The organism is Paraburkholderia sp. UCT70 (genome assembly GCF_050434085.1).
Taxonomy (GTDB): Bacteria; Pseudomonadota; Gammaproteobacteria; order Burkholderiales; family Burkholderiaceae; genus Paraburkholderia; species Paraburkholderia tuberum.
This window is the reverse complement of sequence record NZ_JBNPVZ010000002.1, coordinates 623,240-641,416: the sequence shown is the minus strand read 5'-3', so window position 1 is coordinate 641,416 and position 18,177 is coordinate 623,240. Positions and strand designations below refer to the sequence as shown.

General features: G+C 61.3%; 13 protein-coding genes, 2 pseudogenes and 1 other annotated feature. Of the genes and pseudogenes, 6 read left to right on the top strand and 9 right to left on the bottom strand.

The window, feature by feature from the left end; all coding sequences use genetic code 11:
* The first annotated feature begins 46 nt into the window (after nt 1-46).
* Nucleotides 47-2,539: a DUF3772 domain-containing protein gene (locus tag OKW41_RS05205; RefSeq protein ID WP_429571769.1), complete on the top strand. Its 2,493-nt coding sequence runs from the start codon at nt 47-49 to the stop codon at nt 2,537-2,539.
* A gap of 18 nt (nt 2,540-2,557) precedes the next feature.
* Here OKW41_RS05205 and OKW41_RS05200 read toward each other — a convergent pair whose 3' ends face one another.
* From OKW41_RS05200 to OKW41_RS05190, 3 genes are all read right to left on the bottom strand, one after another.
* Nucleotides 2,558-2,776, bottom strand: coding sequence for a hypothetical protein (locus OKW41_RS05200; protein WP_429571768.1), 219 nt, complete (start codon nt 2,774-2,776; stop codon nt 2,558-2,560).
* A 130-nt stretch (nt 2,777-2,906) separates the two neighbouring features.
* Entirely contained in the window at nt 2,907-3,044 is a 138-nt protein-coding gene (locus OKW41_RS05195; protein ID WP_429571767.1) for a DUF3331 domain-containing protein, read from the bottom strand.
* Between the two features lie 86 nt (nt 3,045-3,130).
* Entirely contained in the window at nt 3,131-4,669 is a 1,539-nt protein-coding gene (locus OKW41_RS05190) for an IS3 family transposase (RefSeq protein WP_429571766.1), read from the bottom strand.
* A 102-nt stretch (nt 4,670-4,771) separates the two neighbouring features.
* On the opposite strand from OKW41_RS05190, the gene OKW41_RS05185 reads away from it, so the two are divergent.
* Complete coding sequence (locus OKW41_RS05185; protein WP_429571765.1) at nt 4,772-4,945, top strand: hypothetical protein; 174 nt, start codon at nt 4,772-4,774, stop codon at nt 4,943-4,945.
* The gene (locus tag OKW41_RS05180; RefSeq protein ID WP_429571764.1) at nt 4,942-5,940 is read left to right on the top strand and encodes a site-specific integrase; all 999 of its coding nucleotides are present in this window, start codon (nt 4,942-4,944) and stop codon (nt 5,938-5,940) included. Before OKW41_RS05185 ends, OKW41_RS05180 begins: the two co-directional genes overlap by 4 nt.
* A gap of 72 nt (nt 5,941-6,012) precedes the next feature.
* Here the strand turns inward: OKW41_RS05180 and OKW41_RS05175 are convergent, their stop codons facing one another.
* Both OKW41_RS05175 and OKW41_RS05170 read right to left on the bottom strand, forming a co-directional pair.
* Nucleotides 6,013-6,585 (bottom strand): tyrosine-type recombinase/integrase, encoded by a 573-nt coding sequence (locus OKW41_RS05175; protein ID WP_429571763.1) that lies wholly within the window; start codon nt 6,583-6,585, stop codon nt 6,013-6,015.
* A 141-nt stretch (nt 6,586-6,726) separates the two neighbouring features.
* Nucleotides 6,727-12,315, bottom strand: coding sequence for a trifunctional serine/threonine-protein kinase/ATP-binding protein/sensor histidine kinase (locus OKW41_RS05170; protein WP_429571762.1), 5,589 nt, complete (start codon nt 12,313-12,315; stop codon nt 6,727-6,729).
* A gap of 327 nt (nt 12,316-12,642) precedes the next feature.
* Here OKW41_RS05170 and OKW41_RS05165 point away from each other — a divergent pair.
* Nucleotides 12,643-13,824 (top strand): annotated as a pseudogene (locus OKW41_RS05165) (porin).
* An 84-nt stretch (nt 13,825-13,908) separates the two neighbouring features.
* Nucleotides 13,909-14,046 (bottom strand) — a sequence feature (23S ribosomal RNA rRNA prediction is too short).
* A gap of 235 nt (nt 14,047-14,281) precedes the next feature.
* A pseudogene (locus OKW41_RS05160) lies at nt 14,282-14,608 on the top strand (ATP-dependent helicase); the annotation flags it as partial.
* Nucleotides 14,609-14,811: 203 nt separating this feature from the next.
* Here the strand turns inward: OKW41_RS05160 and OKW41_RS05155 are convergent.
* The 4 genes from OKW41_RS05155 to OKW41_RS05140 all read right to left on the bottom strand — a co-directional run bounded on the left by OKW41_RS05155 (nt 14,812) and on the right by OKW41_RS05140 (nt 17,115).
* Nucleotides 14,812-15,375 carry a transposase gene (locus OKW41_RS05155; RefSeq protein WP_429571761.1) on the bottom strand — a complete coding sequence of 188 codons (564 nt, stop codon included), beginning with the start codon at nt 15,373-15,375 and terminating at the stop codon, nt 14,812-14,814.
* Entirely contained in the window at nt 15,317-15,559 is a 243-nt protein-coding gene (locus tag OKW41_RS05150; RefSeq protein ID WP_429451353.1) for a DUF6429 family protein, read from the bottom strand. Before OKW41_RS05150 ends, OKW41_RS05155 begins: the two co-directional genes overlap by 59 nt.
* Entirely contained in the window at nt 15,556-16,650 is a 1,095-nt protein-coding gene (locus OKW41_RS05145; RefSeq protein WP_429573349.1) for an IS630 family transposase, read from the bottom strand. Before OKW41_RS05145 ends, OKW41_RS05150 begins: the two co-directional genes overlap by 4 nt.
* 72 nt (nt 16,651-16,722) lie before the next feature.
* Nucleotides 16,723-17,115, bottom strand: coding sequence for a transposase (locus tag OKW41_RS05140; protein ID WP_429571760.1), 393 nt, complete (start codon nt 17,113-17,115; stop codon nt 16,723-16,725).
* Nucleotides 17,116-17,361: 246 nt separating this feature from the next.
* Here OKW41_RS05140 and OKW41_RS05135 point away from each other — a divergent pair, with 246 nt between their 5' ends.
* The gene (locus tag OKW41_RS05135; RefSeq protein WP_429445173.1) at nt 17,362-18,174 is read left to right on the top strand and encodes a GntR family transcriptional regulator; all 813 of its coding nucleotides are present in this window, start codon (nt 17,362-17,364) and stop codon (nt 18,172-18,174) included.
* The last annotated feature ends 3 nt before the right edge of the window (nt 18,175-18,177 follow it).

Below are 18,177 nucleotides of genomic sequence, written 5' to 3'. Positions count from 1 at the left end.
CATCACACCCCATACGCAATTACGTGCCCTTGCCGGGTCCACCATCATGCGCAAAGTACCGGACTTCGTCTTTCGTCTCGCCCTGCTGGCGTTATTCAGCCTGATTCTCCCGACAGTCTGGGCAGCCACTCCGTCGGAGTTCATCGCAATTGCGCCTCTGGCATCGCCTGGCGATGGCACTGACACCCTGGCAATTCTGGGGGAGCTGCAGACTCAACAGGACCAGATCAAGCAGCGGGCATCGACGGCGACAAGCGACGCGCAATTCGTCGAGCTGCAGACAGCAATCCAGCAGCTTTCAGCCCGGGTGGACAACCTCCTGGCCACGTCATTGGTGCCCGGGCGCGCGAAATTGCAGGCCCAGTTTGACGTGCTCGGTCCTGCGCCGGCTCCGGGCACCAGTGTCGAGACGCCCGCGGTCGCGGAGCAGCGCCTCGCTATGGCGGAACAGCGGGCGCGGCTCAACGCCGAGATCGGGCAGGCGGAAAACATCAGGGAGAACCTGCCGAACCTGACTACCCAGATTGGCCGGCTGCACAATGACCATCTCAAGAACCAGCTCGCTTTTCGCTCCGGCAGCATTCTAGGCCCTGCGTTCTGGGCACCGCTCTTACAGACCGAACCGACCGACCTTGACCGGCTGAAGGCATTCATTTCGCTGCTTACCGGTCAACTGCAGTCGGCGTGGCAACCCGGCGAGCGATTCACGATTGGACTGATGCTGCTGCTCGCGCTCGGAACATGGACAGCAGGCGCCCATCTTCTCGAACGGGCACTGGTATGGTTCTGCCTGCACCGCCTTGCCGAGGGCCGTTTGCGACGCAGCGCAATCGCGCTGTCGACCACGCTCACCAGCGTGGCGGCCGCTGCATGCGCAGTCCGGCTCATCTATCTTGCCCTGACTCATCAGCAGCCACTAAACGCCAACCTGCGGGATTTCGCCAGCGAACTGACTACGCTTGCCCTGACCTGCGCAATGATCGCGGGACTGGGCCGGGCGCTGCTGTGCAGTGACCGACCCTCGTGGCGCCTGACGGTCATGGCCGATCCGGTGGCGCGCGCCATTGAGCCATTCCCCAGGATACTTGCCGCCCTGCTCATGCTCTCAGGCACGGTGGAGCAGTTCAACAGAACAGTCGATACCAGTGTGCAGATGACGCTGCTCGGACGCGGAGTGGTCTCGCTGGTGGTCGCACTGACCATCGGCGCCGCTCTGCTGCGGGCAAACCGCGTGCGTAATGCGCTGGCCGCCGCAGGAGAACCGCCGGAGGTCCGTTCGACCGTCGCCGGGTTGATCCACGCCGGTGTCACCATTGCCGTCGTGGGGGCGCTGTTGTCGCTGCTTACCGGCTACATTTCGGTTGCTCGATTCCTGACCTATGAACTCGTCTGGTTCGACCTCGTCCTGTGCAGCTTCTACCTGCTGAGCAGGCTCACCGAGGACATCTGCGAAAACCTCTTCTCGGCGCATCATGCCAGCGGCAAAACCATCAAGCAGCTATTCGGGCTGGACGACATCCACCTCGAACAGGCTTCGACGGTGATGTCCGCGGTGGGCCGCAGCCTGCTGCTGGCGATCGCGGTCATCGCGCTGCTGACCGGCGGCTTCGGCACCACGCCCGCCGGCCTGGCTAGCAGCATCCTCGAGATCGTCGGCGGCAACCGGCTGCGCAGGCTGCACATCGTTCCCGAACACATTGTCAACGCGGTTCTCACGCTGGGTGTTGGCCTGTACCTGCTCCGGTCCGTGCGCAAATGGCTGGATCAGGAGTTACTGCCGAAAACCGGTATGAGCGTCGGCATGCGAGCCACACTGCTCGCGCTATTCGTCAACACGGGCCGGGTGCTTGTCACGCTGCTGACGCTGTCGATACTGGGTGTGCGGTGGACCAGCCTCGCATGGATCGTCAGCGCGCTGTCGGTCGGCATCGGCTTCGGGCTTCAGGAAATCGTCAAGAATTTCATCTCCGGGCTGATCCTGCTGGCCGAGCGCCCGGTCAAGGTCGGGGATATCGTCAGTATTGCGGGCGTCGAGGGCGACATCCGCCGCATCAACGTTCGCGCTACCGAAATCCAGCTCGCCGACCGGTCCACGGTCATCGTCCCGAATTCCCACCTGATCTCGCAAACCGTGCGCAACGTGACGATGGGAAACCGGACCCAGGGTGTCACGACCCTCACGCTCACCTTCCCGTTGAACATCGATCCCGAACAGGTGCGCAATCTGCTGCTCGCGGCGTACGAAGCGCACCCGTCGATACTGGACCATCCGGCACCGTCGGTCATGTTCAGTCAGCTCGCCGCCGACGGCATCACATTGAGTGTCACCGGCTATGTTCGCAGCCCAAGAATAGCAGGCGATACGAGGAGCGACCTGCTGTTCGACATTCTCAAGCGGTTGCGTGCAGCGGCCATTACGTTGGCAACCCCGCAGACTGTGATTATTCGAGATCCGCGGGAAGCTGACACTTTTGTCCATGACCTCTCTCCTGACCGGAAAGGCGTTGTCCGCACGGGAGGCGCACATGTGAACGTATAGGTAGAAAGATCCTCGCGGCTACATGTGGACAAGGAGCCAGTCGGCGCCGGGGCCAAGATGCTCAGCCGCGAAGTTGCTGACGCCGTGGTTGCCGCCCTCGAACATCCACAGCTCTCCTTTGGGCATCTCGCTGGCGGTCCGCCGACCGTGCTGGCCGGCGTCCAGCAACGCGTCCGCTGTCCCGAAGATCACCAGGGCCGGCACCGCAACGTGGTCGGCAACGCCTTCCAGCGTCATGCACGCCGCGCGCTGGCAATCACTTCTACTGCCAAATCCATCGTACGCAAGCCGCGGACACGCTATCCACGCCGCGCGGCCAAAATTGCAGCAGGCATCGTCCGCTGCGGCAAAAAACGATGTGCGCGGTTCAGAGAGTCGCCGCGTCGTGCACCACGCAGGCCAGGATCATCGCTTCCGCATTGATGGGCGTTGGGCGTGAGGTCGGCTTGTAGACGGCGTCGCCGGGATTGATCGCTTGCCCGCTCATCGCGCAGAAGCCCGGCATGCGCGCGCGCCATGCGCCAGGCCTGGTCGCCGAAACAGCCGCGCGTCGCATGGGGGTGCGGCGGAAATCCTGGACTCGTTTATTGGTTATGCTGCAAGCCCAAGGCTCTGACGGTATTCGAGAGGGCTGAGTGAGCCAAGCGAGATTTTGATCCGCTTTTCGTTATACCAGCGGATGTAGGAATCAACTGCCGCAATGAATTGGTCCATGGTTGTAGCCTGCCAGTCCCGAGGATAGAACAGTTCGGTTTTCAACCGGCCGAAAAAGCCTTCGCAGGCCGCATTGTCAGGCGAGCATCCTTTGCGCGACATCGAGCGGATGAGCTTCGCATTGCGGATACGTGAGAGCCACCCTGGCCAGCGATAGTGGGCACCGCGATCAGAATGAATGACTGGCCGATCGTTGGTGTTGGCCACCTTCTCGATGGCGGCGTCCAGCATGGTGTTCACAAGCTCGGCATCCGGACGCGTGCCGATTGACCAGCTGATGACCAGTCCATCGAAGCAGTCGATGACGGGTGACAGATATACCTTGCCGGCCGGGATCTGCAACTCCGTAATGTCGGTGGGCCACTTCTGATTCGGGGCTGCCGCCTGGAAGTCGCGATTGATGAGGTTCTCCGGCGCAGGGCTGATTTCTCCCAGGTAAGAGCCGTAGCGACGCCGCCTCGTGGTGGCAGCGGCCAGGCGCTCCTGCTTCATCAGACGCCGCACGACTTTCTCCGAGATGAAGACCTGCTGCCGACCGAGAGCCGCCCGAATCCGACGATATCCGTAGCAACGATGATTGAGCTCGAAGATGCTCGTGATGGTACGACGCACGTCAGCAAACTTGTCAGACACCCGCAGTCGTGCGCGGTGGTAAAAGTAGGAACTGCGGGCAAGCCCCAATACGGCGAACAGTTCTGGCAGCGCATAGATTGGTCTCAGGGCATCAACCAGCATCGTCTTCTCCCGGTTGCTCAGGAGTTGCGGGTCGACGCCCAGGCCTTTTTTTAACAGTTCATGTGCCTTCTTCAGGATGTCGTGTTCGAGTTGCAACTGCCGTATGTCGCGTCGAAGCGATTCGACCTGCCGCTCCAGTTCTGCCCGCTCAGGGGTCGATGCTGGATTCTTGGGGCGTTTCATGGATGCCGGAACCTCACGACCGAGTAGCTTGTTTTTCCAGTTGTATAGCGTCGGCCTGCTCACGCCTATCTTTTGGGCAACCACGCTTGCACTTTCGTCTCTGGTGCACAGTTCGATGACTGCCGCCTGCTTCACCTCGCGGGGTTTCGGAACGCACCCAGCTTTGCCGACAATGCGCTTCACGGTTCCCGGGCGCAGTTCTTCAACCCACGCTACAAGCGTTCCTCGCCCCGGGTATCCCAAAGCCCTCAAGGTTTCAGCAGCACAACAATCATGGTTTAGATAGTGATCGACAGCCGCCTCCTTCTGTTCGAGTGAATACTTAGGCCTCGAACGTACATAGCCGCTCCGCACATCATGACATTGTTCGTATTCGCGATGCCAGGACTTAAGCGAGTTCTTTGTCGGGTATCCCAGCCGTCGAATGGTCGCCGCTAAGCGTTTTCCCAGTTTGATGTAAAGCCGAACCGCTCGAATGCGGTCTTCGTACGAGTACATGAACTACCTCCAGGTAGTCCAAGTTTTCCGCCGCACCCCCTTGTGGGGAAATTACGGGCGGCATTGACACTACATGACTTCCGGCATCGCTTCGCAGTTGAAGTGCTGACACATTGGTATCAGTCGGGACAGGACGCATGGCGCTTGTTGCCGGTGCTGTCGACCTATCTTGGGCACATCTACGTGGCCGGCACATACTGGTATCTGAGCGGCTCGCCCGAATTGATGGCACAAGCGATGGCTCGCCTGGAACGCCGTTGGGGAGAGTCATCATGACGATGGAACCCAGCTTCGCCAGCTTACTGGAGAAGTTCTTCATCCAGCGCCTGATGCACCAGCGTCAAGCCAGCGTTCACGCAATTGCTTCGTACCGCGACACATTCCGGTTGCTGCTGGAGTTTGTACAGCGAAGCCTGCATAAAGCGCCATCAACTCTGGCCCTGGAAGACATTGACGCGCCGCTGGTCATGGACTTCCTCGATGAACAGGAGCAGGTGCGCGGCGTCACAGCTCGAACGCGAAACCTGCGTCTGACTGCAGTGCATTCGTTCTTCCGGTATGCGGCCTTCGAGATGCCGTCACACGCTGCGCACATCCAGCGAGTGCTGGCCATCCCGGCTAAACGGGTTAGCCGCGCATTGGTCCCCTTCCTGCGCCGACAGGAGGTCGATGCATTGCTGGCCGCGCCTGACCAACACACCTGGTCAGGTCGTCGCGATCACGCCCTGTTGCTGCTCGCGGTTCAGACGGGGTTGCGCCTGTCTGAGCTGACCGGCCTTCGGCGCGAGGACCTGCACATTGGCGCTGGTGCACATGTCCGCGTGTTCGGCAAGGGGCGCAAGGAGCGTTGCACGCCGTTGAGCAAGAACACTCGTGCCGTCTTGGCCGCGTGGGTTCAGGAGCCGCCGCGGGCCGCGAATCAGCCACTGTTCCCAAATGCACGTGGGGGCCGGCTGAGCGCACACGGCATGCACTACCTGCTTCGCAAGTATGTCGTGGCGGCAGCAGACAGATGCCCTTCGCTAAAGAACAAGCGCGTCAGCCCGCATGTGTTGCGACATACGACAGCGATGGATCTGCTGCAAGAAGGCGTCGAACCCTCGGTGATCGCACTGTGGCTCGGTCACGAATCGGTGGAAACAACACAGGTCTACCTCGACGCTAACCTCACGTTGAAACAGGAGGTCCTAGATCGGACGACGCCCCCCAACGGCAAGCCGGGACGGTATCGGCCGGATGACCGATTGCTGGCGTTTCTGAAGGGCCTGTAGGTCCGGACTATATCCCGCGCTGCGCGGCCAACTGATGACGTCATGTCAGTCTCGTGCGCCACGGGACATAGTTCAGCGCCGGACATAGTCAAGCTTGGTATGGCCGAGGAGCAACTGAACGGCGCGGAGGTTCTTCGTGCGGCGATAAATCAGTGACGCTTTCGTTCGGCGCATCGTGTGGGTGCCGTACGCGGTGTCATCCAGCCCGATTGATGCGATCCACCGATGCGCCACGCGCGAATACTGACGCGTCGAGATGTGCGGTGATTCGCGGAGCCGGCTCGGGAACAGGAAGTCAGTCGACGCCAGCGCTGCCGACTTGATCCACGCCTCGACGCTGTCCCGGGTCTCCTCGGTAACCTCGAATTGAACCGGCCGTTGAGTTTTTTGCTGCATGATCGTTGCCCGGCTCGCGACGTGCTGCCCATGGCAAACGTCACAAACCCGCAGCCTCGTCAGATCGCATGCGCGCAGTTTGCTGTCGATTGCAAGATTGAACATCGCGAGGTCGCGAACGCTTGCCGAAAGCTGAAGGCGGATACGGATCGCCCAGATTTCCTTGAGCTTCAGCGGAGGCTTCTGGCCTGTGAGCTTGCCTTTGTTCCAAGGTATCCTGGCGGCCGCCGCATCGTCTGTGGCTTTCATGACTATCTCCTTTCAAGTGAATGGAGAGCTAGTCTGCACCGGCCGACATCGGGCGCTGTCCGACCCATTTCTGTCCATCGCACAAAGTGCGCGTCCGTCTGGAACTGTCGCGACACCGGACAGTGATGGCGAGGATCATTGTCAGCTTGATTCGATTGCGCCGGCGGAGGCGCTGCGGGTGAGGGCAAGGGCGGGCACGGTAAACTGGAATATCGCGCCACGGGGCACGTTCGCGGCGACCCACAGCCGGCCCCCATGCGCTTCCATAATGGATCGGCAGATCGACAGCCCCATGCCCATTCCGCTAGCCTTCGTCGTATAGAACGGCTCGAAGACGCGCTCGGCGTCCTCGGCCGCCACGCCCGGCCCCGAATCGCACACGGAAATGAGGACGTCACCCGAATCGTCCCTGCCGCTGCTGATGGTCAATTCGCGTGCCCCGTCGTCAACCGCGCTCATCGCTTCGATGGCGTTGAGCACCAGGTTCAGCGTCACCTGCTGGAGCTGGATGCGGTCCCCTTCCACCAGCGGCAAGTTGTCGGCCAGTTGCGTTCGCAGCGACACGCTGTTCTTTTCGGCCTCGGCTCGAGTCAGGGCAATGACCTCGGCAATCGCCTCGCCAATCTGCAACTGCTGCTTACTCGGCGGAGCGTTCTTGATGAGGCCGCGAATCCAGTTGGCGACCTCGCTTGCGCGCTTCGCGTCTTTGACGATCCGATCAAACGCCCGCCGGGCTTGCTCCCAATCCGGCGGCTGAGCGCTGAGCCAGAGCAGCCCCGCCTGCGCGCTCATGGCATTCGCGGCAACCGGCTGCTTGATTTCGTGAGCGATGGATGCGACCAGTTGCCCCATGGTTGCTACCCGGTTCGCATGCTCGAGCGCCGTCTGCGCCTCACGGTAGCGGCGCTCGACCTCGCGCATCTCGGCCTCCACCCGCTTGCGCTCGGTCAGATCGAGGACGAACCCAACGCCTTGCCTCCCGCCCTCGAAGGCGGCCGCGCCCACCATCACGGGTACGCGAGTGCCGTCCTTGCGCAGGTACTCCTTCTCGTAAGCGTTGAACGTTCCAGTCCTCAGCAGCTCGTCGTGCGCCTGTGCCGTGCGCGCGCGCCATTCCGGCGGCGTGAGGGTCGAACGCCGTACGCGGCCGGACAGGAAGTCGTCGCGGTCGTATCCCACCATCCTCAGAAACGCGTCGTTCACTTCATAGAGGACTGCGTCGGCGTCTTCAGGCGTTTCGCCTTCAAGCCGCCACATGAAGATCCCGATGATGTTGGCGTCGACGAGTCGCCGGATCTTTGCCTCCCGCTCCGCCAGATCCCGGTATAAGCGGGCGTTCTCGAGCGTCATCGCGGCCTGCGACGCCAGCAGCTTCAACACCGCGATGCGGGCCGGCGCGAACGCACCCGGCGTCAGATTGTTCTCGAGATAGAGCGCGCCGATGACTTCACCGTGGTTGATGAGCGGCAGGCAGAGGACGGAGCGGACCTGTTGTTGGCAAATGTACGGATCGGCGCGAAACGGGTCCTGGTTCACGGCGTCGTCGAGCGTCAGGCTTTCGCGGGTGCGCATGACGTAGTGCAGCACGGATTCGGGAAGCATCGCCCTTGTCACACGCTCGTCGCACACCTGCACGAAGAGCGAGCCGCCCTCGACTGCCGTTGCAGCCTTGATGCGCGGTTCGCCCCCGCTCGCGAGGACCAGCAGCCCCCGCTCGCCGCCCGCCTGCTCGATCGCAGTACGCATGAGCGTGTCGAGCAGCTTGTCCAGCACGATCTCACCCGAGACTGACTGCGAGACCTTGAGCACGGTGGCGAGATCCAGTTGCTCGACCGGCGCCCCAATCGTCCCGACCGCGCCGGTTGTGGGCTGTTCCCGGTTGATGACCGGGTACCTCTGGTCGAGTTGCCGCACCTTGCCGTCCGCTCCCCAGCAGAGATAGCCGTAGCGGGCGTTCCGTAGATAAAGGTCAGCGATCTGATCGAAGCCGCGCGCCCGGTAGAACCCGGAAGCGAGTTCATTGGCGAGCGCCTCATGGTGGACGAAACCATTGTCGTGCGCCGAGCGGATGGCCTGCTCGTAAAGGCGCATCGCCTCCGCATCGTGGCCTTCAATGCGGGCAATCTCGGCACCGACCAGCGCCGCACGATTCTCAAAGTTTTCGGGACAAGTCTCTGCTCGTAATTCAAGCTGTCTTTTGTGAGCGGCGATTACTTCGAGGTACGCCTGCCGCTCGTCGCCGGAAACGGTGTCCCAGCGGGCGGCCAACGACAGCGCGCTGAAGAAATGATATTCAGCTTCTTCGAGATAAGACGCTAATGTCCATAAAAGACGTTGGGCCCTCGACGAGGCATCGACGGCCGCCGCATAGTCGCCTGCAAAGAAGCGCGCCTGCAATTTCCGGATCCAGTACAAGCACTGGGCAACCGCCACGTCGGGATTCTCCATGAAGTGACGCTCGATTTGCGTCTCATCAAGCTGTTCATCATCAAAATGACCGAAGGAAGCCGTCTGGTCTCGCAGCGTTCGTACCAACCCGAGCTGAGCGGTACTGACGTCGACGGAGAATCCGAAATGTACTTTTTGCGCGAACGTCCGGCTGGCTTCGGCTTGCTGCTGCACGTCGGCGAGCGGATCCCCCGCGGCGAGCATGTTGGAAGTCATATGGCCGTGGCAGTACGTCTCGCAAATGAGGTCGCCGACCGTCTTTGCAGCCTCGAAGCCGCGGCGCAACAGTTCCCGGCCCGCCCGGACATGTCTGGCCATGGGCAAAATGACATTTCCGAAATGCATGTAGGTCCTTGCCCGGAAACGCTCGAACCCGCATTGTTCGACAAGGTCGTAACCCAGCTGGCCGAATTGATATCCGACCTTGTAGTGGCCAAAACGCGCTCCGGCCAGCATGCCGAGCCGGACGTAGGCGGAGGCCGATCCGTCGCAATTGCCGCGCTCGAGGCTCAGGTTGACTGCCCAGGAGTTGACCAGACACCACAGGTTGGCGTCCGTGAACAATGCCGCGGCCCCGATTTTTGTTAAGACGTCCATTGTCGCCAGCGATTCCGGGTCGGTCATCACCGGCAGCTCAATGAGGTCGTCAATCTTGCGGTCCCCAAGCTGGGACCAGATCCGTTGATATTCGTCTAGCGCAATTTCTTCCGGGGGATGCAGCGACCAGTCGATCCCCAGATGCCCAAGGTAGTCGAGCGCTACTGCAATGGCGCGGCTGGCCTGATCAAGCCTCATGTATAGGTCGACGCGCAAGCACGTCACATTCGCGCGTTCGAGCACATTTGCAGCGCGGCGTGAAAGCTCGTTCAGCCGCTCCTCCGCAGCCGTCAAGGCGCCCGTCAGAAACTCGCATTCGGCGAGGAGCAGCTGAATACCGAAGGTCAGCTCATGACGGCGCTCCCAGTCAGCCTCCACGAGCAGCGCTGCACCGGCATTGAGATAGCTGAGTGCCGAGGCGTAGGCTGTGGAAGCCTTCGCGCGCTTACCTGCCAGCAGATTCATTTCGGCGAGCGCTTCGCGCTCCTCGGGTGAACTGATCAATGTCGCGCCGCAGTTGAGTTGATTGACGATGTCGAAGACGGCCTCCTCGCGCTTGTCGGGCGGCGTGTGGGCCGTCAGCAGCCTGCCGATGCGCAGGTGCGCCGCGCCGCGCCGTTCACGCGGAATCAACGAATAGGCGGCCTCCTGAACGCGATCGTGGACGAACCGGTAGGCGCCCGGGAGGCGCTCGAGGAATTCCTGACGGACGGCCGGCCACAATGCCGTGCAAACCTGCTCCTCGGAGGCTTCCAGGACGACCGTTAGTGTCGCGAGTTCGGCGGCGTTGCCGAGACATGCCAGCTGCTGCACGGCGACCTTCGTTGCTGCCGGCAGGCGATCGAGCTTTGCCACCATAAGGTCTGCGACGTTATCGGTGTAACCCTTGGCGCGAATACGATCGAGATCCCAGCACCACCGCGCGGCCTCATGCTCAAAGCTGAGCATGCCCTCATCGGCAAGCGAAGTCATGAACTGAATCGCGAAAAACGGATTGCCGGCAGTCTTCTCGTGCAGCAGTTGAGCGAGCGGCGCCGCGCGCGCGGGATCGCAGCGCAGCGCGTCCGCCAGCAACTGCAAAAGATGCTCGCGGGCGAGCGGCGCCAGTGTGATCTCCGCGACCCGTCCGCCGGCGGTCTGGATGGCAGCGAGCTTGCGCTTAAGCGGATTGGCGACCGTGACTTCGTTGTCGCGGTAGGCGCCGATCAGCATCAGGTACTGCACATCCGACCGGGTCAATAGATCCTCGATGAGATCGAGCGTCGCCGCGTCGACCCATTGCAGATCGTCGAGGAAGAGCGCCAGGGGATGTTCGGGCCGGGCGAAAACACCGAGAAAGCGGCGGAAAACCAGCTGGAAACGGCCTTGTGCCTGCTTCTGTTCGAGCGGCGGCACAGGCGGCTGCTCGCCGACGATCAGTTCGAGCTCGGGGACCAGATCGACCATCAGTTGGCCGTTGGGGCCTAGCGCTTCAAGCAAGGCGTCGCGCCAACCGTTTAGTTCGGCCTCGCTCTTGCTCAGCAGGGCTCGAACCAGGCCGCGAAAAGCCTGCGCGAGGCTCGAATATGGAATGTCACGCTTGGATTGGTCGAACTTGCCTGCGGCGAAAAGCCCGCGCGGCGGTACGAGCACCTTGTGCAGTTCATGGACGACCGCGGACTTGCCGATGCCGGAGTAGCCGGATACCAGCACCAGTTCGGGCGCTCCGCCATGGACGATGCGTTCGAAGGCCGCGAGCAACGTCTCGACCTCGCGCTCTCGCCCGTACAGCTTCTCGGGGATCAGCAGCCGGTCCGGGATGTCGCGTTCGCCGAGCGGAAATGGGTCGATCCGGCGCACCGTTTGCCATTGACGCAAGCAGCGCCGCAGATCGTGTTCGACGCCGCCCGCGGTTTGGTAACGCTCCTCGGCCGTCTTGGCGAGCAGCTTCATGACGATTTGGGACAGTGGCGCTGGCACCGTCTCCAACCGCTCGCAGGGCGGCACCGGCTTTCGCGCGATATGGCAGTGCACCCACTCCAGCGCGCCGTCCGCCGTGAAGGGCAGAACGCCCGTGAGCATCTGGTAAAACGTAGCGCCGAGCGCGTACAGATCGCTGCGGGCGTCGACGGAACGGTTCATGCGCCCGGTCTGCTCCGGGGCCATATAAGCGAGGGTGCCGGCGATGGTCTCGGGCGGCTCAGGCGCCTGCCGCTCGCGAGGCAGGCGTGAGGCGATGCCGAAGCCGGTGAGCCTAACCTCCGTGTTTGCGCGGTTCACCAGAATATTGGCCGGCTTGATGTCCTTGTGAATGAGGCCGCGCTGATGGACACTGCCCAAGGCCGAGGCGATGCCGACAGCGAGGCGCAGGAAACCTTCGGTCTCTATCGGTAGGCCGAGCAGTTGCTCGAGCGGCTCGCCGCCTGGATCCTCCAGCAGCAGCAGGGGCCGAACGCCTGTGCGCACGAGCTGTAGCGGCCGCACTGCCCACGCGCTGTCCAGCTCGTCCTTTAGGCCATATTCGTGGGCGAGGCGATCGAAAATGGCGGGCTTGGGGTGCTCGTCGGCGGGCAGCACTCCCAGCACTGCGCTCTCATTGCCGTCGGCGTCCTGACGCCGTATGCGGTACAAGGCAAGTTCGCCGTCCTCCAGCAAGACCTCGACCCTCTCGTCCCCAAGCGGTCCGAACCGAAAAACCGGGTTCAACTGGTGCCTCCCCATTAAGCGGGTCGCAGCTGGCGCGGGAAGCGCGGGACGCATTACCTGCCAGGCAGACCGTAAATGCAAGTCTGCCACACGCAACAGGCCAATGGCGCTTTCGCTGGAGCAGCCGTTCCGGCCGCGAACAAAGATCAGGCCTGGCGAACTTCATGAAGGCCCGAGCGAAAAAGGTTTACCTGTCCCGACACTGCAAATAAACAACACTCCGTAACTAATATCTGTGCCTCAATGAAATGACACGCTACGCTCGCTTCACGGTCTTATTGTTCGAACGTTGAAAAACTTTCCCAGTCAGCTTACCAATTACTGTGGATTGCTAATGAAAAAATACTCATTTCCAGCGCCACTGGCGCGCTTTTCGCTGCCGCGGCGGCGTTGGCATTCGCACAAAGCTCGGTCACGCTGTACGGCATCGTCGATGAAGCAATCCGGTATCAGACGAATGCTGGCCCGGGTGGCAACGACCAGGTCGCCATGACGTCCGGCCCGGAAACCCACAGCCGCTGGGGCTTGAGGGGCAGTGAGGATCTGGGGGACGGCTGGTCCGCAGTCTTCCGTCTGGAAAACGGCTTCGAAGCCTTTAATGGGCAACTACACGTCCCTGGCACACTGTTCAGTCGGCAAGCTTTCGTGGGTCTGTCGAACAAAACGTGGGGCTCGCTGACCTTTGGCAGGCAATATGCGCCGGCCTATGACACCTTGGGCGATATCTTCGACCCGCTGACCGTTGGGAACTATTGGCAAAACAGCTGGATGTATAACGGCATCGGCCCTTACCTCGAAGTCAACAACTCGGTCAAGTACAAGGGCAGCTTCGATGGCCTGGATGTCAATGCCCTCTAAGGCTTTGGCAACCAGCCGGGCGCGGTCGGTCTCGGCGCCACCTATGCCGTGGAACTGACGTACACGTACGGCCCTGCCATGCTCAACGCAGGCTTCCACCAGGTCTCCGTTCCGACATCTGCGACTGGCTCTTCGGTTGGCACCAGTGTCGGCAGCTCAATCAATGGCGCCAAGACCAACTTCCTGCACATCAGCGGCGCGTTTCAGGTCACCCACGACATCCGCCTCCTGGCCGGCTGGCTGCGGGGGCAGGATCAGACTGGTTTGACTGACAGCAACATGCAGCAATCTGGCGCGCCGACACTGAAGGGTGGCAGCCCCAACCGTATCGACGACACCTATTACGTCGGTGCGAACTGGCACGCCATGCCTGCGCTGCTGTTCACGTTCGCCTACTACTACGGGCAGACGCGCAATGCTGAACTGCTCGACGGCACGCTCGGCAGGGGGGTGAACCAATCGGCTACCGTTCTCGCCGAATACTCGTTCACGAAGCGCACGGAAGTCTACGGGATCACGGACTTCGCGCGCGGCACAGGCGCCTTCTCCGCCGACTACCCGGGCGGGGTCAACGGCCAGGGCGTTCCGACCAACACCATTGGCCGGACCAATCAGGTGGGCGTGGCAATCGGACTTCGCACGATGTTCTAAAGACGCGTTCATACCCTCCGACGCGGACCCCGCGTCGGGTGCACGGGCCAGCGCAACAGCGTCGGCCCGCGCGCCCTTTCTCGATGAGGCGAGTTTCCCGCTTCGATGCTTTCAGCGGTTATCTCTTGCGAACCTGGCTACCCGACGATGCCACTGGCGTGACAGCCCGTATGCTAGAGGTTTGTCCACTCCGTTCGTCTTGTACTAGCCGTGTGGCGCTCCGACGGTCCGATGTCGAGTGAACCAGCCGTTGGAATGACGGCCTCGTGTGTCGCGCGAACGACAACTATTGGGCCGGCCTCTGCCTGACGGCGATCGGCACAGCCCAACCGGGCTCCGTGCCGTCGACGGCTAGATGGCCGAATCCTGGTCGCGACCGTCCCTTGCGGAGCCTTACAGCTTGCCCATACGCGAATTTCCGGCACACTACGCGCATCCTCGCTCAGCCTCACATGCCATGCCCCATTCGTTTAAGCCTACCGCCGAACAGCACGCCGTCGTAGATGGGGTTCTTGGCGGCGGCGACCTGAAGGTCAAGGCGTATGCCGGCGCGGGCAAGACTTCGACGCTACGGCTGGTTGCCGATCATCTCGCCGGTAACCGCGGCAGCTATCTCGCCTTCAACAAGGAAATCGCCGGGCACGCTCGCCGCGGCTTTCCGCCGAATGTCAGCGCGCGCACGGTGCATTCGCTCGCGTATGCATCCGTTGCTCCCGCCTTGACCGCGCGCTTGAATCTCCCGGCCGAGCCACCGCACGAATTGGCTGCCCGCTATGGCCTCGGACTCAACTGGTTGCGCGTTTCCGTCCATTGCGAACGGAAGAGCTACGATGACCGTTGGTAATCGTGCGAAGCCAGGAACATCGTTGTGAAAAACGACTGGCATCTCGATATCGGAGATTGCATTATGATCAGGAATGCGAATGCAACAGGCGTGAGCAATCACGGCGCGTGCCGCAGTCAGTGAAGTGCGAGCCCCGCGCTGGTTCAGCAGTAGTGGCGCAGGTTAATCATCGTATAGGCAAGCGTCTTGAACGCGTAGTGAACGTCACTGATGCGTTTAAAGCGCAGCAGCAGACGGCGGAACCTGTCCTCCCAGGCGAAGACCCGTTCAATGGTCCTGAAGCGCTCCTCGAAGATGGCCGGATCGTAGCGCTGCTTGCGGCCCCGCTTCGGTATTTTGCTTCCGCGCGGATTCTCGGGGATGTTAGGGGTCGTGCCGCGATTGAAGATCGCCTTGCGGTTGGCCCTGCAGTCGTAAATGCCATCCAGGCTGACGATTGAACCGTGCAGGTCCGCGCCAATGGCGCGGGCCATGGCGGTAAGGCTGGGCAGCGCGTCGCGCAACAGCGGTGATTCGTTGCGGTTACCGGGAGCGCTGATGAATGGAGCAATGACGTTGCAGTTGCGATCGCACAAGGCCACCACCTTGTCGCCCTTCAGATGCTTGTGCCCGCTATACCCTAGTGTCCTGAGTTGTAAGTTCGTTGCATTAACGTCCTGTAGAGTCAGCGATGACGAAATGCTGCTTAAAGAGCCGCTCGGACTCACGTAATCCTTCTTCCGTGAAGATGACAGACTTCGTTTTATTAACCGGGTCGCCGATGAGGCCTCGTTCGTAGAGCCGATTCAACACATCCCAGTCGAAGCCCTTCCATGCCCGGTTGTGATCGTGCAGGGTCAGATAGAGAAGTGCGAGGACGGCTTCGTCGATCGAATCGGTATTGATATTCATCGCGCGCGTCCTTCGGCCTTCTGGACCCGCATACAAAACCGTTCAAGGCTGGTCAGGATCTCGTCGGCCGACTTGCTCCAGACGAAGGGATGAGGATCTGCGTTGTAGCCCTCAAGGTAATGGCGGATGGCGTCTTCGAGTTGGCGGGTCGAACGATGCGTGCCGCGTCGAAGGTACTTCTCTGTAAGCGTGGCGAACCATCGTTCAACCTGATTGAGCCACGACGCCGAGGTCGGCGTGAAATGAACATGGAAGCGAGGATGGCGAGCAAACCATGCCTTGATCGAAGGCGTCTTATGCGTGCCGTAATTGTCCATCACCAGATGCACGTCCAGCGACTGCGGAACGTTGGCTTCGATCGTGCGTAGGAACTGCAGAAATTCGCTGCTGCGATGGCGCCGGTGCAACTCCCCGATCACTTCACCGGTGGCGATGTCTAATGCGGCGAACAGCGTGGTCGTGCCGTGGCGCATGTAATCGTGGGTGCGCCGCTCGGGAATGCCCGGTGCCAACGGCAGGATTGGCTGCGTGCGATCCAGCGCCTGAATCTGGCTCTTTTCGTCCACGCACAACACCATGGCCTTGAGCGGCGGATCGAGGTAAAGCCCGACGATATCGCGCACCTTGTCGACAAACAGCGGATCGCTGGAAAGTTTGAAGGTCTCCTGCCGATGCGGCTGCAACCCGAAAGCACGCCAGATTCGGCTCACCGCCGTTTGCGAGAGATTCATCTCGCGCGCCATCGTACGCGTGCTCCAGTGCGTGGCCCCCGCAGGCACAGACTCGAGCGTCTTCGCGATCACTGCGTCGACGCGCGAATCACCGATCGTTCGGGGCGCGCCCGGGCGCGGCGCGTCGAGCAATCCATCCAGACGATCTGCAACGAAGCGCGCCCGCCACTTGCAAACGGTCTGCTGACTCACACGGTGTCTCGTTGCAACTATCCGGTTGTCCATGCCATCGGCACAGGCCAGCACGATGCGTGCTCGCAAAGCCAACGCCTGCGCCGTCTTGCGTCGCATCGTCAACGCTTTAAGCTGTTCGCGCTCCGATTCGCTCAGTACGAGCTCCGCCTTAGGTCTTCCGCTCATCGCCACGTCCTCATACCAGTGCTACACAAGACACTTTAGTACGCAGCGAACATATTTCAATGAATTTTTAACTCACGACACTAGATTGTCGCCGCCTTTCTTCGCCGCCGTCGTGGTGCCGTCGTCGTGGATGACCGAAAGGTCAAGCAGCTGGTCCTGATGAAGTTGCTGCACCGAGCCCGAAAAGATGGCATCGATGCAACCATCGGCCTGCCAGCGACGAAACGTGCGGTAGATGCGCGTACAGTGGATTTCAGGGTGACCTTCTGCATTCCTGTCGATCGGCAGCATCTTCCATTGGTAACCCATGTACAGCGCCTGCAGGATGTAGTTGAAGACCTTGTGCAAGGCCAGCGTGGGGGGAGGTCCGCGACGGCCCAGGCTCAGATGCGGCCAGACAAATTGCTCGAACTGCTCCAGGCGCAATCTTGTTGGAATCTCTTGCCAGTATGGGCTTCGGGTCATTCGCTGCGTCCAGAAATCTGGACTTTAGCCGATCTGGCTACTCTGACCTGAAATCCAGTCCTGACGCGGCTTGCAGACAAATTCCACGGTCGTCGAAAACCCGCAACCAGTTGTAAGGCACGAGACGGTCTCGATGAGCGAATCACCGCTTGCTGAGTAAATATGTCATGTGAATGTGCGAGAAACGCGAGCGACTGCTCGCCCATCGCTGACATATAATTCGAAAGTTGGTTAATTAGGATTTATATGATGGCGGATGAGCGACCCCTTGGGACCGAGCAGCCGGAGCTGCCAGCCGAGCGCGGCGTTGCGCAATATCACCGGCTGGCGTCCCTGCTGCGGCACCGAATTGCGAAGGGCGATTACCCGCTCGGCACGCAGCTGCCGCCGATCACGCAACTCGCGGACGACCTGGGCGTCGCCGTCATCACCGTTCGGCAAGCATACGAGCTGCTTTCCAAGGAAGGGCTGATCCGCAGCCAGCGGGGCGTCGGGACCCACGTTGCAGCGCTGCCCGCCGTCACGGGCGACCTCGAACAGGTGATCAACAACCCCTTCGCCGCACCGCAGGCGCTTGCCTTCGAGATACTCGAAGTCCGGCGCCGCACCCTTGTGCCACAAGAACTGCTCGGACCGGATGGCCGGTCGGCCGACGAATACGTCTGTGTCCGCAAGCTGCACTCCTATTCCGGCGAGCCGTTCTGCTACGCCGAAATCTATGTGCCGACGTCGGTTTTCGAATCGCTGCCCAGGGACATCGCCAGGAAGCGGAAGCTGCTCGCCGCGGTGCTCGACGAACTGGGCGCGCGCTGCAAACGCTTGCGGCAACGCGTGACCGTGATACCCGCGGATTTTCCCCTGTGCGACATGCTGAAGATTCCGTTTGCCTCGCCCGTCGCGAAGATGTCGCGGCGCCTGGTTGACGGCAAAGGCAACGTGCTGTACGCCGGTGTTACCTGGTATCGGGGAGACCGCTACGTCTCCGAGATCGACCTCCCCGCGTCCGCCCTGAAAACCGTGCCCGGGATCACCGAGCCGCAGCGGCGGGCTGTCGGGTAAGCC